The sequence below is a fragment of the uncultured Oscillibacter sp. genome (assembly GCF_910584465.1).
In the GTDB taxonomy this organism is placed as follows: domain Bacteria; phylum Bacillota; class Clostridia; order Oscillospirales; family Oscillospiraceae; genus Oscillibacter.
In genome coordinates this window covers 24,681-46,970 of sequence record NZ_CAJUBK010000013.1, presented here as the reverse complement: position 1 = coordinate 46,970, position 22,290 = coordinate 24,681, and the positions used below count along the sequence as shown (strand labels likewise).

At 65.1% G+C, this 22,290-nt stretch carries 19 protein-coding genes and 1 riboswitch; of the genes, 9 read left to right on the top strand and 10 right to left on the bottom strand.

Going from position 1 to position 22,290, the window contains the following annotated elements; translation table 11 throughout:
• The 3 genes from QZ332_RS05245 to QZ332_RS05235 all read right to left on the bottom strand — a co-directional run.
• A partial coding sequence (locus QZ332_RS05245; protein ID WP_367116650.1) for an amino acid ABC transporter ATP-binding protein occupies positions 1–628 on the bottom strand: 628 nt, incomplete at its 3' end.
• Positions 629–647: 19 nt separating this feature from the next.
• The gene (locus QZ332_RS05240) at positions 648–1,424 is read right to left on the bottom strand and encodes an amino acid ABC transporter permease (RefSeq protein ID WP_295763264.1); all 777 of its coding nucleotides are present in this window, start codon (positions 1,422–1,424) and stop codon (positions 648–650) included.
• Between the two features lie 85 nt (positions 1,425–1,509).
• Positions 1,510–2,427 (bottom strand): transporter substrate-binding domain-containing protein, encoded by a 918-nt coding sequence (locus tag QZ332_RS05235; RefSeq protein WP_295763262.1) that lies wholly within the window; start codon positions 2,425–2,427, stop codon positions 1,510–1,512.
• Positions 2,428–2,922: 495 nt separating this feature from the next.
• Here QZ332_RS05235 and QZ332_RS05230 point away from each other — a divergent pair, with 495 nt between their 5' ends.
• The 7 genes from QZ332_RS05230 (at position 2,923) to QZ332_RS05200 (ending at position 9,880) form a co-directional block, all read left to right on the top strand.
• Entirely contained in the window at positions 2,923–3,363 is a 441-nt protein-coding gene (locus QZ332_RS05230) for an ACT domain-containing protein (RefSeq protein ID WP_295763260.1), read from the top strand.
• A gap of 109 nt (positions 3,364–3,472) precedes the next feature.
• Positions 3,473–4,669, top strand: a complete 1,197-nt coding sequence (locus QZ332_RS05225) for a homoserine dehydrogenase (RefSeq protein ID WP_295763258.1) — start codon at positions 3,473–3,475, stop codon at positions 4,667–4,669.
• A 75-nt stretch (positions 4,670–4,744) separates the two neighbouring features.
• On the top strand, positions 4,745–5,956 hold the full coding sequence (locus QZ332_RS05220; protein WP_295763256.1) for an aspartate kinase: 1,212 nt from the start codon (positions 4,745–4,747) through the stop codon (positions 5,954–5,956).
• A gap of 80 nt (positions 5,957–6,036) precedes the next feature.
• Positions 6,037–6,306, top strand: coding sequence for an ACT domain-containing protein (locus QZ332_RS05215; RefSeq protein ID WP_295763254.1), 270 nt, complete (start codon positions 6,037–6,039; stop codon positions 6,304–6,306).
• A gap of 12 nt (positions 6,307–6,318) precedes the next feature.
• Positions 6,319–7,677: a PFL family protein gene (locus QZ332_RS05210; protein WP_295763252.1), complete on the top strand. Its 1,359-nt coding sequence runs from the start codon at positions 6,319–6,321 to the stop codon at positions 7,675–7,677.
• A gap of 566 nt (positions 7,678–8,243) precedes the next feature.
• The gene (locus QZ332_RS05205; RefSeq protein WP_295763250.1) at positions 8,244–8,594 is read left to right on the top strand and encodes a LytTR family DNA-binding domain-containing protein; all 351 of its coding nucleotides are present in this window, start codon (positions 8,244–8,246) and stop codon (positions 8,592–8,594) included.
• Positions 8,591–9,880, top strand: coding sequence for a sensor histidine kinase (locus QZ332_RS05200; protein WP_295763248.1), 1,290 nt, complete (start codon positions 8,591–8,593; stop codon positions 9,878–9,880). The genes QZ332_RS05205 and QZ332_RS05200 overlap by 4 nt, the downstream gene beginning before the upstream one ends.
• Before the next feature lie 416 nt (positions 9,881–10,296).
• On the opposite strand, the gene QZ332_RS05195 is transcribed toward QZ332_RS05200, so the two are convergent.
• Complete coding sequence (locus tag QZ332_RS05195) at positions 10,297–12,939, bottom strand: DNA translocase FtsK (RefSeq protein ID WP_295763247.1); 2,643 nt, start codon at positions 12,937–12,939, stop codon at positions 10,297–10,299.
• A 21-nt stretch (positions 12,940–12,960) separates the two neighbouring features.
• Positions 12,961–13,806 (bottom strand): undecaprenyl-diphosphate phosphatase, encoded by an 846-nt coding sequence (locus tag QZ332_RS05190; RefSeq protein WP_295763245.1) that lies wholly within the window; start codon positions 13,804–13,806, stop codon positions 12,961–12,963.
• A 253-nt stretch (positions 13,807–14,059) separates the two neighbouring features.
• On the opposite strand from QZ332_RS05190, the gene QZ332_RS05185 reads away from it, so the two are divergent.
• On the top strand, positions 14,060–14,383 hold the full coding sequence (locus tag QZ332_RS05185; RefSeq protein ID WP_295763243.1) for an inorganic pyrophosphatase: 324 nt from the start codon (positions 14,060–14,062) through the stop codon (positions 14,381–14,383).
• A 100-nt stretch (positions 14,384–14,483) separates the two neighbouring features.
• On the opposite strand, the gene ygfK is transcribed toward QZ332_RS05185, so the two are convergent.
• The 5 genes from ygfK to QZ332_RS05160 form a co-directional block, all read right to left on the bottom strand.
• Positions 14,484–17,435, bottom strand: coding sequence for a putative selenate reductase subunit YgfK (gene ygfK / locus QZ332_RS05180; protein WP_295763240.1), 2,952 nt, complete (start codon positions 17,433–17,435; stop codon positions 14,484–14,486).
• A 38-nt stretch (positions 17,436–17,473) separates the two neighbouring features.
• A complete protein-coding gene (locus tag QZ332_RS05175) occupies positions 17,474–17,704 on the bottom strand; it encodes a hypothetical protein (protein WP_295763239.1) in 231 nt (76 codons plus the stop codon).
• Positions 17,705–17,803: 99 nt separating this feature from the next.
• Complete coding sequence (gene ssnA / locus QZ332_RS05170; protein ID WP_295763236.1) at positions 17,804–19,147, bottom strand: putative aminohydrolase SsnA; 1,344 nt, start codon at positions 19,145–19,147, stop codon at positions 17,804–17,806.
• Positions 19,148–19,410: 263 nt separating this feature from the next.
• Positions 19,411–19,788 (bottom strand): metal-dependent transcriptional regulator, encoded by a 378-nt coding sequence (locus QZ332_RS05165; protein ID WP_295763233.1) that lies wholly within the window; start codon positions 19,786–19,788, stop codon positions 19,411–19,413.
• A gap of 192 nt (positions 19,789–19,980) precedes the next feature.
• Complete coding sequence (locus tag QZ332_RS05160) at positions 19,981–20,682, bottom strand: ECF transporter S component (RefSeq protein ID WP_295763230.1); 702 nt, start codon at positions 20,680–20,682, stop codon at positions 19,981–19,983.
• A 103-nt stretch (positions 20,683–20,785) separates the two neighbouring features.
• Positions 20,786–20,922: riboswitch (FMN riboswitch) on the bottom strand.
• Positions 20,923–21,051: 129 nt separating this feature from the next.
• Here QZ332_RS05160 and QZ332_RS05155 point away from each other — a divergent pair.
• Complete coding sequence (locus QZ332_RS05155; RefSeq protein WP_295763227.1) at positions 21,052–22,278, top strand: DNA polymerase IV; 1,227 nt, start codon at positions 21,052–21,054, stop codon at positions 22,276–22,278.
• Positions 22,279–22,290: the final 12 nt, after the last annotated feature.

Below are 22,290 nucleotides of genomic sequence, written 5' to 3'. Positions count from 1 at the left end.
TGCCCACCTCCCGGGCGAAGCCCATCTCGTGGGTGACCACCACCATGGTCATGCCCTCCCGGGCCAGGCCCTTCATCACGTCCAGCACCTCGCCCACCATCTCAGGGTCCAGGGCGGAGGTGGGCTCGTCGAAGAGCATGACCTCCGGCTCCATGGCCAGGGCCCGGACGATGGCGACGCGCTGCTTCTGCCCGCCGGAGAGCTGGATGGGGTACGCCTCCGCCCGGTCCTTCAGGCCCACCCGGTCCAGCAGGGCCAGGGCCTTCTCCTCGGCGGCGGCTTTGGACATCCCCTTGACCTTGATGGGGGCCAGGGTCATGTTGTCCAGGATCGTCATGTGGGGGAAGAGGTTGAAATGCTGGAACACCATGCCCATCTTCTGGCGGTGCTGGTCGATGTCCAGCTTCACCAGCTTCCCCTCGGCGTCCCTCACCTTCTTCTTGGTGATGTCCACGCCGTCGAAGACGATGGAACCGCCGGTGGGCTCCTCCAGCAGGTTCAGGCTGCGCAGGAAGGTGGATTTGCCGGAACCGGAGGGGCCGATGACCACCATCACGTCGCCCCGCTCGATGTCCACGCTGACGCCGTCCAGGGCCTTGATGGCCCCCCGGTTATAGTGCTTCTTCAGGTCCGTGACCTGGATGAGACTACCGCTTGTCGCCACGGCTCATCCTCCTCTCAAAGTAAGCGATGATCTTGCTGGTGGGGAAGGTCAGGCAGAAATAGATGACCGTCGCGATGATCAACGGTTCCGCGATGCGGTAGGTCGCCCCCTTGATGGAGGACACCGCGTACATGATCTCCTGCACGCCGATGGTGTAGCAGATGGAGGACTCCTTGATGATGGTGACGAACTCGTTGGCGATGGGGGGCAGGATGTTCTTGATGGCCTGGGGCAGGATGATGAAGCGCATGTTCTGCACCTGGGACAGGCCCAGGGAACGGGCCGCCTCGGTCTGCCCGCCGTCGATGGACTGGATGCCCGCGCGGATGATCTCGGAGAGGTAGGCCCCGGAGTTCAGGGACAGGGCCACCACGCCGGGGAAGAACCGCTCGAACCGGATGAAGCCGAACAGCTTGAAGGAGGGCAGGGGCACGTCCGCCAGCAGCACGTAGTAGACGATGAACAGCTGGACCAGCATAGGCGTGGCCCGGAAGATCTCCACATAGACCGTGGCCAGGAAGCTGATGGGGTTGAAGCGGCTCAGCACCGTGAGGAAGCCCTGCTCCCGCAGGCGCCCGTCCGCAGTCAGGCCCAGGGAACGGAAGGGGCGGATGTCGGACAAGCGGGCGATCGCCAGGATGAGGGCCAGGATGAAGCCGAACACCACCGTCAGCAAAGAGAGGGAGATGGTGCAGACCAAGCCCTGCTGGAAGAGGGATATGTATTCCCAGGCCGTTGCGAAACCGGCGGCAGTAAACACGGGCGGTTCCTCCTTTTCGTTTCTGTTTCTGTCACGGGAAAGCCCTCCCCGCGTCGCCGCGGGGAGGGGCAAGGCATAGAGGGGATCACTCCTCGATCAGGCCCTCGACGATGTTGCCGGAAGCCTGTTCCACGGCATCCACCACGTACTGGTCGAAGGAGCCGTCGGACAGGGCGGCGTTGATGGCCTCGTTGACGCCGGCCAGCAGGGCCGCGTTGCCCTTGGACACGCCCACCACGGAGCCCTTGGCGTCATAGGGGACGTCCAGGACCACGCAGAGCTCGGGATAGCTGGCGGCGTAGCTCTCGGCCACCATGGTCTCGATGAACGCGCCGTCCATCTTGCCGGTCAGCAGCTCCGCCAGGATGTCGGGCACCTTGGCCAGCTCGATGATGTCCGCGTCGGGGGTGTGCTCTTTGGCCAGGTCCGCCTGGATGGAGCCCACCTGGGCGCCGATCTGATAGTCAGGGTTATTGGCCGAGGCCAGGTCGGGGAACTTGTCCTTGTTCTCCTGGAGGCAGACGAAGGACTGGCCGCCGGTGATATAGACGTCGGAGAAGTCCATGGCGCCGGCCCGCTTGGGATCGGGGGAGTAGCCCGCCATGCCCAGGTCCACGTTGCCCTGCTGGAGCTCCATGATGGTGCCGTCGAAGTCCATGGGGACGACCTCCAGCTCCAGGCCCAGGTAGTCGGCGATGTACTGGGCCAGGTCCATGTCGAAGCCCGCCAGGGTGGCGGTGCCGTCGTCGGCGATGGCGTAGAACTCATAGGGGGCGAAGTCGGGGCTGGTGGCCACGGTCAGCTTGCCCGCGTTGATGGTAGTGAGGGAGGTCTTCCAGTCCGCGGCATCGCTGCCGGCGTCCCCGGAATCGTCGGAGCCGGTGTCGGCGGGCTGCTGGGTGCCGGCGTCGGAGGGGCTGCTGTCGTCCGCGTCTTTGCCGCCGCAGGCGGCCAGGCTCAGGACCATCGCCAGAGCCAGCATGAGGGTCAAAAACTTCTTCATGATACGATCTTCCTTTTCTTCCAAAATAGTGGTCCGTTCAGCCGGGCGCGGGCCCGGAGGACGAGGGGAGGCGTTCCTCCCGTCGGGTTGCGGTTACTTTAGCACGTTGGGAGGGCGCTGTCAATAGTTTTCCAGAAACTGTGAATAATTATTTGCGTGTTTTCTCTGTTCCGTCCGAAAAATCCCGCGGGGACTTCGACTATTTGTGCATTTTTTATACAAGACCCCCAAAGACTGGTGAATAAACGGATGAATATCCATTTTTGGATGGCGGACGATCCCGCGGGGGTCTGCCGCCCCGGGGGAGACAGAGGAGCGGCGGGGACCGGCTCCCTCCGGCATTTTGCATACGTGGGAGTAGGATTTCCCGGTCAGTTTCCCTGTTTCCGACAGTTGCGGAGCCGTTGAAAATGTGTTACCATGCTGGAAGGACAAATGACCGCAATAGGCGGACTGACGCGCTGCCCGCCAAGGGCGGGGCGCGGGGAGGGCGCAATGTCGAGACCGATCAAATACTACATCGTGGCGGCGGACGCGCTGCCGGAGATCTTCGTCAAGGTGGCGGAGGCCAAGCGGATGATGCAGACCGGCGAGGCGGACACCGTAGGGGCCGCCACACGGATGGCGGGCATCAGCCGCAGCGCTTTTTATAAGTATAAGGACTCTGTGCGGCCCTTCAACGACATGAAGGCGGAACACATCATCACCTTTTACGCCATGCTCAAGGACGTGGCCGGCGTGCTGTCCAGCGTGCTGGCGGTCTTCGCCGCCTCCGGGGCCAACATCCTGACCATCAACCAGAGCATCCCCACCAACGGCTGCGCGGCGGTGACGATCTCCGCCGAGACCAGCCGCATGGCGGAGTCCCTGGAGCAGCTGATGGCGGACGTCACCAGCCTGGACGGTGTGCTGAGGTTCGAGATCCTGGCCGGGTAGCCCCTCCCCTCCTCCCCCGGGAGCCGGAGGGAGCGGAGAGGACGTCCGCGCGCCCCGGCGGCAGGACGGAGCGGCGCGATATCTGGGAATGATAGAGAGGTTTACGGGAATGATACAGATCGCGATCCTGGGCCTGGGCACCGTGGGGACGGGCGTGGCCAAGGTGGTGGCGGAGAACGCCAGACAGATCGAGCGGAAGCTGGGGGAGCCTTTGCAGGTCAAGGCCGTGCTGGTCCGGCATTTCAAGGACGGGCCCTACCGCCAGCTGATGACGGACGATTTCAAGAAGATCGAGGAGGACGAGTCCATCCGGGTGGTGGTGGAGACCATCGGCGGCATGGAGGCGGCCTACGAATATACGAAGCGGGCCCTCTGCGCCGGGAAGCATGTGGTCACCGCCAACAAGCAGCTGGTGGCCGAACGGGGGTGCGAGCTGCTGGCCCTGGCGAAGCGGAAGAACGTCAGCTATCTCTTCGAGGCCAGCGTGGGCGGCGGCATCCCGGTGCTCCATCCCCTGACCCAGTGCATGGCCGCCAACCGCATCGACGAGGTCTGCGGCATCCTGAACGGCACCACGAACTATATCCTCACCCGCATGGTCCGCACCGGGGCCTTCTTCTCCGACGCCCTCCGGGAGGCCCAGGCCAAGGGCTATGCCGAGGCGGACCCCACCGCCGACGTGGAGGGCATCGACGCCGGGCGGAAGATCTGCATCCTGGGCGCCCTGGCCTTCGGCCATCAGATCGACCCGGACCGGGTGCCCATGGAGGGCATCAGCAAGCTGAGCCTCCGGGACGTGAAGATCGCCCAGCGGGCGGGCTACCGGGTGAAGCTGCTGGGTCGGGCGGTGCGCCTGCCCGGCGGCGGGCGCACGGCCTACGTCGCCCCGCACCTCATCCCGGAAGACCATCCCATGTCCAGCGTGGAGGACGTGTTCAACGCCGTCATGGTCCGGGGCAACGCCGCGGGCGAGGTGATGTTCTACGGCCGGGGGGCCGGGGAGCTGCCCACGGCGTCGGCCTGCGTGGCGGACGTGATGGAGTGCCTCCAGCAAAGCCCCAGGCGGGAGGAGATCGGCTGGTCGGCGGACACGGGGGGCTTCGAGGGGCCGGAGGGCCTGAAGACCCGGCATTACTTCCGCATCGAGGGCAGCCTCACCGACGCGGCCCTGGCCTTCGGCCAGGTGGAGGTCCTCAGCGAGGACGGGGAGACCGCGTTTTTGACCGATCCCCTCAGCGGCGAGGACGCGGCCCGGCAGTCCCGGACCTTGAACGTGCTGGCCTGTATGCGGGTGCTGGAGGACTGACGGGCGGCCGCATATGATAGAGCGGGGGAGAAGGCCCCCACCCAACCGACTTCAAGCGAAAAGGAAGACAGACACATGAGTTTGATCGTACAGAAATTCGGCGGCAGCTCCGTGAGGGATGCCAAGCGCATCCAAAATGTCGCCCGGATCATCGCGGAGACCTATGTGAAGGGCGACGACGTGATCGTGGTCCTGTCCGCCCAGGGAGACACCACCGACGACCTGATCGAGAAAGCGGCAGAGATCAACCCCAACGCCTCCAAGCGGGAGATGGATATGCTCCTCTCCACCGGCGAGCAGGTCAGCGTGGCCCTGTGCGCCATGGCGCTGGAGGCCATGGGCCTGCCCTGCGTGTCCCTGGCCGCGTGGCAGGTGGGCATCCAGTCCACCGCCGTCCATACCGACGCCCGGATCCGGAAGATCGACTCCGAGCGCATCCAGGCGGAGCTGGACCAGCACCGCATCGTCATCGTCACGGGCTTCCAGGGCGTGGACCGCAACGGCGACGTGACGACCCTGGGCCGGGGAGGCTCCGACACCAGCGCCGTGGCCCTGGCAGCGGCCTTCCGGGCCAAGCTCTGCCAGATCTACACGGATGTGGACGGTGTGTATACCGCGGACCCCCGCGTCGTCCCCGCCGCCCGGAAGATGGAGGAGATCACCTACGACGAGATGCTGGAGCTGGCGTCCCAGGGCGCCCAGGTGCTCCACAACCGCAGCGTGGAGCTGGCGAAAAAGTTCCGTGTGGCTCTGGAAGTGTTGTCGAGCCTGGAGCGCAAGCCCGGCACGAAAGTCAAGGAGGTTACCAAAGTGGAAAAGACCAATATCGCGGGCGTGGCCAAGGATACCAGCATCGCCCGGGTGGCCCTGGTGGGCCTGCAGCACAACCCCGGCGTGGCCTTCCAGGTCTTCGACCTGCTGAGCAAGCACAACATCAACGTGGACGTGATCCTCCAGTCCATCGGCCGGGAGGACACCAAGGACATCACCTTCACCATCCACAAGAAGGACCAGCGGGAGGTGGAGACCATCCTGAAAGAACATAAGGAGGCCCTGCGCTTCGACCACATCGAATCCGACGACGCGATCGGCAAGGTCTCCATCGTGGGCGTGGGCCTGATGAGCAACTGCGGCGTGGCCGCCAAGATGTTCGAGGCCCTCTACGAGGCGGGCATCAACATCCAGATGATCAACACCTCGGAGATCCGGGTATCCGTCCTGCTGGACGAGAAGGACGTGGACCGGGCCGTCCGGTCCATCCACGACAAGTTCTTCGACGAGCTTTGAGCCCTGTGCCGGCGAGGGGAGCCGCTCCCCTCGCCGGAAGCTGTCTCCATAAAATCATAGAGTATCAAGGAGGATGGATCATGAACGCCATCGTCACCGTCCTGGGACAGGACAAGGTGGGCATCATCGCCGCCGTCTGCAACCGCCTGGCAAACTACAACGTCAACATCCTGGACATCTCTCAGACGATCTTACAGGGCGCCTTCACCATGGTCATGGCGGTGGACGTCAGCAAGTCCACCGCCAGCTTCGGCGAGCTGGGCAGGGGCCTGGACGACCTGGGGGCCGAGATGGGCCTCTCCATCCGCATCCAGCGGGAGGAGATCTTCGACGCCATGCACAGCATTTAAGGAGGGGGCCCTATGCTGAATCAAAAGGACATCCTCTCCACCATCGAGATGATCGACCAGCAGCACCTGGACATCCGGACCATCACCATGGGCATCTCCCTCCTCTCGTGCTGCGACCCGGACCCCAAGCGGGCCTGCGAGAAGATCTACGAGAAGATCTGCCGCTACGCGGAGAAGCTGGTGGAGACCGGCTGCGACATCGAAGACGAGTTCGGCATCCCCATCGTCAATAAGCGGATCTCCGTCACCCCCATGGCCATGGTGGCCGGGGCCAGCGAGACGGAGGACTTCGTCCCCTTCGCCCTGGCCCTGGACCGGGCGGCCCAGAGCTGCGGCGTGAACTTCATCGGCGGCTATTCCGCCCTGGTGCAAAAGGGCATGACCAGGGCCGACGAGGCGCTGATCCGCTCCATCCCGGAGGCCCTGGCCCGGACGGAGCTGGTCTGCGCCTCCGTCAACGTGGGATCCACCCGGGCGGGGATCAACATGGACGCGGTGGGCCTCATGGGCCGGATCGTCAAAGAGACCGCCAAGGCCACCGAGGACCGGGACGGCCTGGGCTGCGCGAAGCTGGTGGTGTTCTGCAACGCCGTGGAGGACAACCCCTTCATGGCCGGGGCCTTCCACGGCGCGGGGGAGGCGGAGAAAGTCATCAACGTGGGCGTCTCCGGGCCGGGCGTGGTGCACCATGCCCTCCAGTCCGTGAAGGGCCAGCCCCTGGACGTGGCGGCGGAGACCATCAAGAAGACCGCCTTCCGGGTGACCCGCATGGGCCAGCTGGTCGCCCAGGAGGCCAGCCGCCGGCTGGACACGCCCTTCGGCATCGTGGATTTGAGCCTGGCCCCCACCCCCGCCGTGGGCGACAGCGTGGCGAGGATCTTGGAGGAGCTGGGCCTGGAGGTCTGCGGGACCCACGGTACCACCGCCGCCTTGGCGATGCTGAACGACGCGGTGAAGAAGGGCGGCGTCATGGCGTCCTCCAGCGTGGGCGGGCTCTCCGGGGCCTTCATCCCCGTCAGCGAGGACGAGGGCATGATCGCCGCCGCCCGGAGGGGGACGCTCTGCATCGACAAGCTGGAGGCCATGACCTGCGTGTGCTCCGTGGGCCTGGACATGATCGCGGTGCCGGGGGATGTCCCGGCGGAGACCATCGCCGCCATCATCGCGGACGAGGCGGCCATCGGCATGGTGAACAACAAGACCACCGCCGTGCGGGTCCTCCCCGCGCCGGGGAAGGGCGTGGGCGGCACCATCGAGATGGGCGGCCTGCTGGGCAGCGCCCCGGTGATGCCGGTGCATCCCGAGTCCTCCGCGGCGTTCATCCGCCGCGGCGGGCGGATCCCCGCGCCGCTGCACAGCCTGCGGAACTGAGCGGGGCGTTGGCCGGGACTCGGCCTTATGGATGAAGCGCCCGGGAAGGGATCCCCCTTCCCGGGCGTCGAAGCGTCGAAATAGCAGTGGAGATCCCATCGGCGGGAAGGAAGAGAGCTGCAAGAGGGACCGCGGGAGGGTGTGCCTGATAAAGGATGACACACAGGACCCAAAAACATCAGGCAGTCACCGCGAAATGAAGCCGATGTGATACGGATCGACACCCGGGAGAACGCACGATCGAAAGATCGTGCGTTCTCTTTTGCCCAAAAGGAGGCCCTGACCATGCCGGGAATCATATTGTCAGATTATTTCTGCGGCGATGGATCGGAGGGATCCGTCTATCCCAAGATCCCTGCCGGTCGATCACGGATCCCCAAATCCAAGCACGTCTCCACGGACACCAAGGCCGGATCACTGCGGCTGAAAAATGGATCTCACGGTGAGACGCGATCCTTATCTGGGATCGACTCCCACCGTGAGATCGATTTTCTTCCCATCCAATATTGACATTTCGATCAAATTTCGGTACGATCCAGATATATCAAGAGAAGGGAGCCGACGATATGGCGAGGATCGCCCTTTGTGACAACGAGCCCCCCGATCTGGAGGAGCTGCACCTGTTTTTGGAGCAGTACGGCACCCGGTGGGGCCAGGAGATAGGAGCGGCCTTATCCAGCAGCCTGCTGGAGCTGGTGGCCGGCATGGATGAGCTGCTGGAGCACCTTTCCGCTTACCGCTGTTTCCTCCGGGTACACCGCTCCTGCTTCGTCGATATGGATCACATCCGGCAGTTCTCCTACCGCGCCGTCATCCTGTGCTGTGGGGCGAAGATCCCTGTTCCGCGGGGAAGATATAACGAACTAAAAAATTCGTTCCTAGAGTATGCCACGAGGAAAGGGCAGGTGCTGCTATGAATGAGACGGTCCACATTCTGATCGCCGTGCTGAACGACGCCGCGGTGAGCGTCTTCGGCGGCGTCCTGTCCGCCTCCTTCTGCGACGCACTGCGTACCCAGCGGGAGCGGATCGTTTTCTGGTGCGGCATGGCGGTGATGCTGATCCCACAGGGAGCGGTCTACCTGATCTGGAGCGCGGACTTCCGCTTGCGGGTCTATCCGCTCATCGTACATCTGCCCCTGCTGCTCCTTCTCTATGTCCTGACAAAAAAGCTGTGGAGCCCGGCGGTCTCCATTCTGACCGCCTACCTGTTCTGCCAGCTCCGGCGCTGGGTCGCACTGCTGGCAGCGGTGGTCCTGCCCGGCGGAGCCATCGTGCAGGACCTCACGGAGCTGGCGGTCACGGCGCCGCTGCTGCTGTTTTTGCTGCGGTTCGCCGCTCCCGCCATCCGCCAGCTGTTTGGCTATCCCATGAAGATACAGTGCTGTTTTGGCGCGATCCCGGCCCTTTACTATGCCTTCGACTACCTGACGAGGGTTTACACCGACCTGCTCTCCAGCGGGGAGCCGGTGGTGGTGGAGTTCATGCCCTTCGTGTGCTGCGCGGCCTATCTGATCTTCCTGCTGTTCAACTTCACTGAGGAGCGCAAGCGGGCCCGGCTCCGGGACATCCAGAAGAATCTTGAAATTCAGCTGGCCCAGTCTGTGCAGGAGATCAACGCCCTGCGGCAGTCCCAGGAGATGGCCGCCCGCCACCGCCACGACCTGCGCCACCATCTGCAATACCTCTCCAACTGCATCCGCAACGGACAGGAGGAGCGGGCGCAGTCCTACATCTCCGGGATCTTCCAGGAGATCGAGGCGCAGACGGTGCAGCGGTACTGCGAGAACGAGGCGGCGAACCTGATCCTCTCCGCCTTCGCCGGGCGGATGGAGAAGGATGGCATCCGCCTGGAGGTCCAGGGCGCGCTGCCCGCCTTCCTCACGGTGTCGGACAGCGACCTGTGCGTCCTGCTGTCCAATTCCTTGGAGAACGCCCTTCACGCCTGCCGGCCACTGGCCGCGGCGGGGCGGGCGTGTACGGTCTCCCTGCGGCTCCAATACCACGAGCGGACGGGAAAGCTCACCATGCTTGTCACCAATCCCTGCGGAGAGGCGGTCCGCTTTGAGAACGGGGTCCCTGTGTCCGGGGAGCCGGGCCATGGGATCGGCGTCCAGAGCATTTGTGCCATCGTGGAGCGGTACGGCGGCGCTTGCAGCTTTCAGGTGGAGGATGAGCAGTTTATTTTACGGCTTTTTCTATGACCCGGCTGCTGATCAGGGATAGGGGCAGGCCCAGGACAGGACCTGCCCCTTCAGTTTGGCTGTTGAAAAGAAGACTGTCGATCCAGTCTTTTTTCGTCCTATTCGCGCATGGACCCTCTCCCTTTTTCAAAAGGCTGTTATAGTATATCTTGCATCATGCGGCTGTCTCCTGTCAGGAGACTTTCTTTATCGGGGTCCCTCTGGAGCGGTCCCGTTCGTTTTGATCAATAAGTGTTCAGGACTTTTTTGAACGTTCTGAACACTTGCTCAGCCTGTCGAAAAGACGTTTTCGACAGGCTGAGGACTGCCCGCCGAAGAGGCGGGCAGTCCTCAGAGTGTCAAAAAAGGAGGGGGACTGCATCGGCGGGAAGGAGGAGAGCCGCGAGAGGGACCCGGGAGGGGCCCCTCTCGTTTCTTCATCCTTCCTCAGGCGGATCCAGGACGGGCTCCGGCAGGTCCGCGCCGGCCCCGCCCATCTTCAGCTCCTGCCATTTCTCCTTGGTGATGAGGAGCTGCCGGGGCTTGGAGCCCTCGAAGGGACCCACGTAGCCCCGCTCCTCCAGCTGGTCCACCAGGCGGGCGGCCCGGGAGTAGCCCAGCTTCAGGCGCCGCTGGAGCATGGACGTGGACGCCTGCCCCGTCTCCAGGATGACCTCCACGGCGGCGGGGAGGAGCTCGTCCTCCTCGCTCTCCTGGGGCTCGGGGGCGGCGGGCTTGCCGCCCTTCGCGCCCTTCTCCTGGACGGATTCCTCGATCTTGGCGATGACCTCGTCGGAATACTGGGCCTCGCCGGTCTGCTTGACGAAGGCGACCACCTGCTCGATCTCCTCGGGGGAGATGAAACAGCCCTGGATGCGGGTGGGCTTCCCGGCCCCCAGGGGGGCGTAGAGCATGTCGCCCCGGCCCACCAGCTTCTCCGCGCCGCCGATGTCCAGGATGATCCGGGACTCCATGGAGGACGCCACGGCGAAGGCGATGCGGCTGGGGATGTTGGCCTTCATCAACCCGGTGATCACGTCGGCGGAGGGGCGCTGGGTGGCGATGACCAGGTGCATCCCGGCGGCGCGGCCCATCTGGGCCACGCGGCAGATGGACTCCTCCACCTCCTTCGCCGCCACCAGCATCAGGTCCGCCAGCTCGTCGATCACCACCACCACGCTGGGCAGGGGCTCCAGGTCGTCCCGGGCCTTTGCCAGGCGGTTGAATTCCTCCAGCTTCTTCACGCCGTTCTCGGAAAAGGTCTTGTACCGCTTCATCATCTCGAACACCGCCCACTGGAGGGCCCCGGCGGCCTTCTTGGGGTCCGTCACCACGGGGATCAGCAGATGGGGGATGCCGTTGTAGGGGGCCAGCTCCACCATCTTCGGGTCCACCATGATGAAGCGCACGTCGTCCGGCGTGGACTTGTAGAGGAGGCTGATGATGAGGGAGTTGGTGCACACGGATTTGCCGGAGCCGGTGGTGCCGGCGATCAGCACATGGGGCAGGGTCCCGATGTCGCCGATGACGTTCCGTCCGCCGATGTCCCGGCCCAGGGCGAAGGACACGTTGGACTTGTGCCCGGCGAACTCCCGGGACTCGATCACGTCCCGGATGAGGACGGGGGTCACCTGCTTGTTGGGCACCTCGATGCCCACCACGGAGATCTTATCGGGGATGGGGGCGATGCGCACCCCGGAGGCGCCCAGGGCCAGGGCGATGTCGTCCGCCAGGTTGGTGATCTTGGAGAGCTTCACGCCCTGCTCCAGGATGAACTCGTAGCGGGTGACGGAGGGGCCGTGGATCACGTCGCCGGGGGCGGCGTCCACGCCGAAGCTGGTCAGGGTCTCCGCCAGGCGGCGGGAGTTGTTCCGCAGCTCCGCTCCGGCCTCCACATGGTCCTCCCCCCGGTTCATCCGCAAAAGGTCCACCGGCGGGAACTGATAGGCCCCCTCTTCCGCCGCCAGCTTCTCCTCGATCTCGGCGGCCACGGCGGCGGTCTGGGCGGCCACCTCCTTGGCGGTCTCGGCCTTGCCGCTGCGGGTGAAGGACTCGGCGGTGGGGAGGGGCTTGGCCTCCGCCTTCCCCGGCGCGGGAGCGGCGGGCTCCGGCTCCGGGACTTCGGGCTCGGGGAAGACCGGCTCCGGGCGGACCGGACCGGCGTCGGGGACCGGCGGCTCCGGCGCCGCGGGGACGGCGGGGCCGGGCTCCGGCACCGGGACGGGCGGCGGCACGGGGATGGCCGCTTTGCGCTCGGCCGGGGCGGGAGGGGCCGCTCCCGGCGCGGGGGCAGGCGGCTCCGCGTGGGCCCGGAGGACCTGGTCGGGAGTGGGCTGGGCCTCGGCCTTGTGGCGGAAGAAGCCGGTGAACTTGCCGGACTTCTCCGGCCTGGCGGGCCGCTCCTCGCCGTCCAAGGGGATGTCGATCTGGGGCTTGGCCCCGGCGGGGCGGCGCTTGGGCGGCGGGGCCGGCTGGGGGGCCGGCTCGGGGGGCTCCTCATACTGGGGCCGGGACTGCCGCCACTGGCGGAAGCTGGCCAGGGTCAGCCGCAGGGACAGGAACAGCAGCGTCACGAAGAGCACCGTGAACAAGATCGTGGACGCCAGAGGGGAGAACACGGCGGCGCAGCCGTTGGCCAGCACGCCGGAGACGGCGCCGCCGGACCGCAGCGCCGTACCGTCGGTCCAGATGGCCCCCAGCATCCCGAAGAAGGAGGGCTCGTAGGTCTCTTTGCAGAAGGCCAGATGGGCCAGGGAGCCGAAGAACAGCGGCAGCAGCAGGGCGCAGGCGGTCCGGAGCTGGACGGGGCGGCCCCGGTGGGTGAGCAGGATCAGCCCCGCCAGCACCAGGGAAGGCCCCGCCAGCCAGTAGCCATAGCCGAACAGGCCCTTCAGGAGCTTCGCGAAGAAGTCCAGGAACAAGGCGTTGACGCCGAAGTAGCTGACGAAGACGAACAGCGCCAGCACCAGCAGCACGCCGCCGGTGACCTCCCGGCGGACGGGCTGCTTCTGGGGGGGCTTTTTGGCCCCCTTCCCGCCGGGACGGCTGGGAGAGGATCTCTTTCGTGATGTGGAAGCCACGGTATGTACCTCCGATCCGCGTTACGTTTGCGTGAAGATCAAGGCCAGGGTGACGATGCCCGCCAGCCAGCAGTACCAGGCGAAGAAGCCGAACCGCCCCTTGTCCGCCACCAGCTTGATGAGGCGGATGCAGAGATAGCCGACGGCGGCGGAGACGGCCACGCCCACCAGGTAGACGGGGACCTCCTCCCAGAGGATGCCGGCCTCCAGCGCGTCCTTGAGGCTGAGGATGTTGGCCCCCAGGATGGCGGGGATGGACATCAGGAAGGAGTAACGCACGGCGAACTTCCGCTCGAAGCCCACGAAGCACCCGGCGGTGATGGTGGTGCCGGAGCGGGAGATGCCGGGGCAGGTGGCCACGGCCTGGCCCACGCCCACCAGCAGGGCGTCCAGCATCGAGGCGGACCGCTCCGTCTTGCGGCCCCGGCGGACGTGGTCGCTGGCGAAGAGCAGGCAGCCCGTCGTCAGCAGGGCGAAGGCCACGAAGTACATGTTGTCCCCCAGGCCCTCGATGGCGTCCTTGAAGGGCAGGACGGCGAAGAGGGGCGCCGTGCCCACCACGATCAGCACGATCATCCGCCGGGCGGGGGGCGCATGGGCGGGGGTGGTGCCGCGGACGATGTCGCCGATCCCGTAAAAGAACTCCAGGACCATGTCCCGGATGTCCCCCCAGTAGGCGGCAAAGACGGCGAACAGGGTGCCCAGGTGGAGCAGGACGTCGAAGAAGGCGGGGACCTGCGAGGCGTTGGACATGTTCAGCAGGTGCTCCGCGATGGCGAGGTGGCCGGAGCTGGATACCGGCAGGAACTCGGTCACGCCCTGGATGACGCCCAGGAAGACGGAAGACAGCAGGGTCAAAAGGCTCACACTCCTAACTCATGCAGGGATCTTGGCTCATGTAGGGAATAGTATATCACGGACAGGCTGTAAATTCCAGTCATATTTCTGAAAGTCCTTTGAAGAGGGGACGGGAGCCGGGGCTCGACACCGGCCGGCCCGTGTGGTAGGATGGGGGAAGGCCCCCGCGAGGGGGCGGGAGGAGCGCCGCCATGGCATATGGCGCCGTTCGCGCGGCCCTGCCGGGCCCTGCGGGCCAGGAGGGGATGGGAGGGCTTCGAAGATGATCGGTGAGATCGTGACGGTGACGGTGGACCGGCCTTTGGGCAGCGTCCACCCCCGATACCCGGACCTCCGGTACCCGGTCAATTACGGGTACGTCGAGGGCGTCCCCGCTCCGGACGGGGAGGCCCAGGATGCCTACGTCCTGGGCGTGGCGGAGCCGGTCGGGACCTTCACCGGCCGGGTGCTGGCGGTCATCCGCCGCCTGGACGACGTGGAGGACAAATGGGTGGTGGTCCCGGAAGGGACGCGGCTGTCGAAAGAGGAGATCGGGAGGCAGGTCTGGTTCCAGGAGCGGTATTTCCGAACGGAGATCGAGCTTTAGGACCTGTGTCCCCCGGTCATGGATACAGGTCCTTGACGGACAGCGCCCAAGGAAACGCGGAGGCCGGGACGATCCCGGCCTCCGCGCTGCGTCCCGGGGCTCAGCCCAGGAGATAGGCGTACTTGTTCAAAACGGTGAGGATGAAGACCTCGATGTCGGCGGGCAGGTCGTTCGCGGCGTTCAGATCGGCCTCGAAGACTTTGCCGTCCAGGCGCACCAGCACCCGGCCGGGGCCCAGGGGCAGGAAGCCCTGGTTGGCCGTGCTCTCGTCGAAGCCCTCCCGGGTCTTGAACAGGGTGAACTTGTCCCGGTAGGGAGCGGAGTCGTAGGGGCAGAAGACGGCGCAGTTGCCGCACTCGTTGCACATCCGGTCCACATGCAGGATCTGATGCCGCCCGTCGGGCAGGGCGATGACCACGTTGGCCCGGTTGGGGCACACGTCGGCACAGACCTGGCACACCACGTTGCAGGTCAGGCACCGCTCGCCCTCGCACTTGGCGGACTCGCAGAGGATGCCCTTCTTGGCGATGGCGTCCGCCCGGGAGGCCACGGCCTTGGCGGGGATCTCGAACTTGCGGGCATCCCCGAGGACGGCGTTGGCGAACCACTGGGCGTCGGCGATGCCCTCCACCACCGTGGCGGGGCCGCGCATGGCGTCGCCGCCCACGAAGACGCCTTCCACGTTGGTCCGGAAGTCCGGCAGGCCCTTGGCGTCCACCTCGATGCCGTTGGCGGTGAAGAGCTCGCTGTCCACCTTCTCGCCCACGGCGGAGATCACGGTGTCGCAGTCGATCTCCACGAACTCGCCGGTGGGCTCCGGCTTCCGGCGGCCCGCCTCGTCGGGCTCGCCCAGCGCCATCTTCTCGCAGCGGAGCTTCCCGTCCTTCTGCTCCACGGGGGCCACCAGCTCCAGGAACCGCACGCCGTCGGCGATGGCCAGCTCCAGCTCCTCGGCGTCGGCGGGCATATACTTCTTCGTCCGGCGGTAGACCAGGGTGGAGGACGCCGCTCCGGCCCGGAGGGCCGCGCGGGCGGCGTCCATGGCGGTGTTGCCGCCGCCCACGACGGCCACATGGCCCAGGGACACGTCCTTCCCGGCCTTCAGGTCCTTCAGCCAGCCGATGACGGGGACCACGTTGCCGGGGATGTCCAGCCTGCCGGCCTTCCACGCGCCCACGGCGAAGAAGATGTGGGTGTACCCCTCGGCCTTCAGCTGGGCGACGGAGGGGGCGGGGGCGTTCAGCCGGATCTCGGCGCCCATCTTGGCCACCAGGGCCGCGTCCTTGTCGATGGCCTCGTCCGAGATGCGGAAGGCGGGGATCACCTGCCGGACGATGCCGCCCAGCTTATCGGCCTTCTCGAAGAGGGTGACGGGGATGCCCGCCCGGCCCAGGAAGTAGGCCGCGGCCATGCCGGCGGGGCCTCCGCCGATGACGGCCGCTTTCCTGCCGTCGTCCACGGGGGCGGGGGCGTCGATCTTGGCCAGATAAGCGTCATAGCCTCGCTCGGCGGCCACCAGCTTCGTGGCCCGGATCTGGACGGAGTCGTCGTAGTGGTTCCGGGTGCACTTGGTCTGGCAGCGGTGGGCGCAGATGGTGCCCGTGATGAAGGGCAGGGGGTTCTTCTCGCAGATCAGGCGCAGGGCGGAGGCGTACGCGCCCTTCCGGCACAGCTCGATATACTCGGGGATGTCCTGGCCGATGGGGCATCCGCCCTTGCAGGGGGCGGTGAAGCAGTCGATCAGGGGGACCTTCGCCTCCAGCTTCCGCTTGGGCAGGGGCTTGACGGATTTGACGTGGTACTTGTCGGACCGGGCGGCCAGGGCCAGGGCCTCGATGCCCTCCACGTCCACGCCGGTGAAGGGCTCGAAGGCCAGGGCGTCCAGCTTGTCGCCGATCTGGACGAAGCGCTGGTAGCCGCCGGGCTTCAATTCCGTCGTGGCCATGGTGATGGGCCAGATGCCGAGGGCGAAGAGCTTGTCGATGTTCAGCGCGTCCGCGCCGCCGGCGTAGCTGATGCGCATACGCCCGCCGAACTCCCGGGAGATCCGGGCCGCCATGGCGGTGGTCAGGGGGAAGAGGGACTTGCCCGCCATATACATCTCCCCGCTGGGCAGCTCCCCGGCCTTCACGTCCACGGGGAAGGTGTTGGAGAGCTTGAGGCCGAACTCCACGCCGGTCTTATCCGCCAGGGCCTGGAGGCGGCGGAACATGGGGACGGCGTCCTCGTACTGGAGGTCCTCCTTGAAGTGGTGGTCGTCGAAGGCGATATAGTCATAGCCCATGCCGTCCAGGATGGACCGGGCGGTCTCGTAGCCCAGGATGGTGGGGTTGCATTTGACGAAGGTGTGGAGGCGCTTCTCTTCGATCAGGTAGCCGGCGATGCGCTCGATCTCGTCCGGCGGGCAGCCGTGGAGGGTGGAGACGGTCACGCTGCCGGAGATGCGGGGGGAGATGCCGTCGATGAAGGCGGCCTCGGCGGGGAAGAACTCCTTGAGGACCCGGATGCACTCCTGGAAGATGGGGGTCCGGGAGGCGTCCGTCATGCCGCGGAGGAACGTGTCCACCTTTTCACCCTGGATGCCCGCCAGATCGTAGCCCACGGACATGTTGAAGACGAAGGCGTCGGGATCGCCCAGGCCGTATACCTTCGCCATGATCTTGCAGGCGCACCAGGCTTTCACGTACTCCTCGAACGCCTGGGGGACATAGAGCTCCGTGGACCACTCGCAGTTGTAGCACTCGTCCTCCGCCAGGATGCAGGGGCGGGCCACGCAGGCGGACAGCTCCGCGCCGTCCATCTTCTGGACGGTCTTGAGCTCGAAGAACCGGGCCCCGGCGAAGTAGCTGGCGATGATGTTCTGGGCCAGCTGGGTGTTGGGGCCGGCGGCGGGGCCGAAGGGGGTCTCGATCTTCTCGCCGAAGATCGGCAGGGTCTTCACGCCGGCCTTGTAGGGTTTGTGGACGCCGAAGACGGTGCCCTCCTGCCGGTATTCGGTGGTCATCCAGGTCATCAGTTCCCGGAAGGGGATGGGGGTCATGAGTTCGGACATTATGATACCTCCAAATTTATTATGAACTGCCTTGAAAATTACCGATTTCTTTCCTCAACATAAGGAGCCAAGCGGATGCCTTTATTGATTTCTGTCACATAGCTTGAAGGCAGTCCCGCCATCTGAAGGATATCCTTTGGCGAATAATCTGCCTCTTGAATTTCATTTGAATAGCGGATACCAAAAAGATGAATCATCGTAGTCTGTTCACCTTTGGATGCAGTGGCATACATTTCCTTTAACGCACTGGATAATTCATTTAATGTCATAAAGAACCTCCCATTGCAGGCAATTCACTTGGGATATTTCAGGAGACTACGGACGAATCCAAATAGAAAACCAACGATAAACCTTAGCATAGCGGAGCCTCAGTATTCGCAGTGGTTCAGCTGGCCCCAGAGCTTCTTGGAGACCTCCAGGATCTCCGCGTTGACGGCCTCCTCGTCGATCTCGGTGAGCTGGCGGTCCTTCATCAGGATCTTCCCCGCGATCATGGTGGTCTGACACTGGCGGCCCGTCATGCCGAAGAGCATGTGCCCGTCGATGTTGGCGTCGGAGAAGGGGGTGAAGGGCTTGTAGTCCATGACGATCGCGTCCGCCGCGGCCCCGGCCTTCAGCACGCCCATCTCCGGGAACCCGGCCCGCCGGGCCATCCTGGCGTTGTTCTTGAAGAGCATGTCCGTCACCTCGCACCAGCCCACGCCGGGGAGGCACGCGTTGTGCCGCTGGATGGTCAGCGCCGCCTTGATGCTCTCCAGCATGTCGTTGGTATAGGCGTCGGTGCCCAGACCCACCAGGATGCCCTTCTCATAGAGCCGGAGCACCGGGGAGCAGCCCACGGCGTTGCCCATGTTGCTCTCCGGGTTGTTGACGCACATGGTGTCCGTTTCCTTGATGATGTCCATCTCCGCCGTGTTCACATGGATGCAGTGGCCCAGGATGGTCTTGGGGCCCAGGATGCCGTGGTCCTGGAGCCGCTGGACGGGGCGGCGGCCGTAGTTCCGGAGGCTGTCGTACACGTCGTCCATGCCCTCGGAGACATGGATGTGGTAGCCCACCCGGCCGGCGTTGGCGGCGTCCATCCGCTCGAAGGTCTTGTCGGAGATGGTGAAGAGGGCGTGCCCGCCGAACATGGCCTTCAGCATGTCGGAGGGATGGGCCTCGCAGTAGTCGATGAAGTCCTTGTTCTCCTGGACGGACTGGAGGGACTTCTCCTCGCCGTCCCGGTCGCTGACCTCATAGCACAGGCAGGCCCGCATGCCCATCTCCCGGGTGACCGCGGCGATCTCCATCAGGGAGCCGGGGATCTCACAGAAGGAGGCGTGGTGGTCGAAGATGGTGGTGACGCCCTGCTTGATGGAGTCGATGACCAGGGCCCGGGCGCTGGCCCTGGTGGCGGCCAGGTCCAGGTGGCGGTCGATATACCACCACTGGCCGTCCAGCACCTCGTAGAAGCTGGTGGGGGCGTAGCCGTCGATGCTGAGCCCGCGGGCCAGGGCGGAATAGATGTGGGTGTGGGCGTTGATGAGGCCGGGCATGATGACGCCGCCCTTGGCGTCCACGAACTCGGCCTGGGGGTATCTCGCCTTCAGGTCCGCCGTGGTCCCGACCTCGCGGATCTCTCCGCCGTCGGTGACGATGCCGCCGTCGGGCAGATAGCCCGTGCCTTCGGGGTCTCGGGTGATCAGCTTGCCGTTTGCCAGCAGGATCATAGTGGGGTTCCTCCTCGATGAATGATTTTTGGGTAAAAAAGAAAGGCGCCCCAAATCCACTCGGACTTGAAACACCTATCGGCCCGCATGGAGAGACAGGTGCGGGCCCGTGCGCGCGGCACTCCGTTGCAGCCATCTATCCTTGCTTTAGTATATCCAATCATACCGGAAAAACGGGAAGGATGCAAGCCTCTGGGGAGAGAAGTTTCCTGCCTCTTTTTATGCAGATCGCCGGGAAGCTCCCTCCCCACCGGGGGCCCTGCTCATGCGTTGGCGGCCCGTCCCTCCACGAACATGCAGATCCGCTCGAAGGTCTCCTCGCTGAGGTCATGCTCCACCTTGCACGCGTCCAGCGCGGCCTGTCCCGAGGAGACGCCCAGCAGCTCGAAGAGCTTCGTGATGGTCTTGTGCCGGTCATAGATGCGGCTGGCGATCTCCATGCCGCTGCTGGTGAGGGTGATGTTCCCGTCCCCGGCCATGGTGATGTAGCCGCTCTCCCGCAGCTTCTTCATGGCGATGCTGACGCTGGGCTTGGAGAAGCCCAGCTTGTTGACAACGTCGATGGAACGGACCTGCCCGGCCTGCTCCTGGATGATCAGGATGGACTCGAGGTAATCCTCCGCGGATTCATGGATGACCATGGCGCTGCGCCTCCCTTCTCGTTAAGTTTACCATGATAACAGATCTTTCCAGGAATTGCAAGAGGTTTTCGTCACAGTCCACGAAATTTTTTCAAAATATTTCCTGATGCGCGGGGGAGGGGGGGCAGTCCCGCGCCAAAACGAGGCGGAGCCGAACGGCTCCGCCTCGCGTCTTGGATCGTATCGGGGGGCTCAGATCTTCCCCGCCAGGACCAGCACCAGCACCACGAAGGTGGCCAGCAGCGCGAAGGAGAACAGGAGGAAGCCCGCGTCGAAGCGGTCCCCGCTGGAGGTCTCCTCCCGCTCGGGGACCAGCCGGGCCTTCCGCAGGGCGGTGACCACGGGCTTGTAGAGGATGAGGGTCAGGGCCATGTTCAGCCCGCCCTTGACCAGGTTGAAGGGGAGGAAGACCGTGGGCAGCATGCCCGCCACGACGGAGCGGTCCATGTGCATGTAGATGGGGGTGATCAGGTAGTTCCACAGGAGCATAGTGACCGTCAGGGCGATGATGCCCACCGTCAGGCCGATGACCGCGCCCTTCCGGGTGCGCATCTTTTGGTAGATGAAGGCGGCGGGGCAGGCGAAAGCGCAGGCCGCCAGCAGGTTCATGATACAGCCGATGATCCCCGTGTCGCTGACGGTGAACATCTCGATAAAGGCCACCACGATGGAGATGATCGCGGCGGACAGGGGACCGAAGAGGAAGCCGCCGATGGCGATGACGGTGCCTTTGATCTCCATTTGCAGGAAGCCGGAGACCTTGGGCAGCATGTTGCTGATGAGCATGGCCAGATAGGTCAGGGCCACCAGCATGGCCAGGGAGGTGACGGTCCTGACGGTGACCCGGGGACGGGCGGCGGGGATGGCGGCGGTGTTGGGCTCGTAGTTGGACATAAGAAAACACTCCTTCACAAACTTGAAAACACCCTGGATGCTTTGACTCCTCCAAGGTGAACAAGCAGCAAAGGAGCGCGCCGAAAGGCGCGGCCCGAGCCGCACTCATCTTCTTCCATCCAGACTGTGACTGTTGGTCCCGGAGTCTCACCGGGTCAGCGGAGGCCATGCGTGGGGGAACGGCCTCCGGTCGCGGACTGTACCGCCAGTGGGGGATCTCACCCCGCCCTGAAGACAAAGTATTCAGTTCTGTTTCCTGAGGCTAGTATACGACAGTCCCGGGGAAAATGCAACCCCTAATTTCCACTTTTCAAAACAGAACGGATGTGCTATCATAAGGCCATCGAGACTGGGGAAGGAGGGGGCACCGTGGACCGCGTGATCCTCCACTGCGACCTGAACAGCTTTTACGCCTCCGTAGAGCTGCTGAGCCATCCGGAGCTGAGGGGATCGCCCGTGGCCGTCTGCGGCGACCCCTCCTCCCGCCGCGGCATCATCCTGGCGAAGAACGAGCCTGCCAAGCGCTGCGGCGTCCAGACGGCGGAGACCATCTGGCAGGCGAGGAAGAAATGCCCGGAGCTGATCCTGCTCCCGCCCCACCGGGGGCTGTACCGGGAGTACTCCCGGAAGGTCAACGCCATCTACGACGAGTACACCGACCTGGTGGAGCCCTTCGGCATCGACGAGAGCTGGCTGGACGTGACCCACACCCTCCACCTCTTCGGCATGGACGGCCGGGCCCTGGCGGATACCCTCCGGCGGAGGGTGGAACGGGAGCTGGGGCTGACCCTCTCCGTGGGGGTCTCCTTCAACAAGGTCTTCGCCAAGCTGGGCAGCGACTACAAAAAGCCCGACGCCACCACCGTCATCTCCCGGGAGGATTGGAGGGACATCGTCTGGCCCCTCCCGGCGGGGGACATGCTCTACGTGGGCGGCGCGGCCAGGAAGCTCCTGGGGCAGTACGGCGTGACCACCATCGGGGAGCTGGCCGCCTGCCGCCGGCAGATGCTGGAGGACCTGATGGGCAAGCTGGGGGGCCAGCTCCACGACTACGCCAACGGCCTGGACCGGGACCCGGTCCGGGCCCGGCATGAGGCGGAGCCGGTGAAGTCCGTGGGCAGCGGCACGACCTTCTCCAAGGACCTGACCACCCGGGCCCAGGCGGCGGCGGGGATCGGCGTTTTGTCCGATCTCGTGGCCAGCCGCCTCCGCCGGGCGGGGCTCTACGCCGGGGGCGTCCATGTCACCCTGCGGGACCCGGCGTTCCGCGACCGCTCCCGCCAGCGGCAGCTGGCCTCGCCGACGCGCCTGATCCGGGACATCTCCGCCGCCGCGCTGGAGCTGACGGAGGAGCTGTGGAAGCCGCCGGCCCCCATCCGGGCCCTGACCGTCACCGCGATCCACCTGACGCCGGAGGGGGAGACCTATGAACAGGCGGACCTCTTCGCCGCCGGGGAGGCGGACCGGGAGCGCCGGGAGCGGCTGGAGGACGCGGTGGACGGCATCCGGCGGAAGTACGGCAGCGCCTCCATCGCCTTCGGCACGGCCAGGCCGGAGGACGAGGAGGAGCGGGGGAGCTTCCGGAGGGGCGGCTAGGATCCCCAAGGA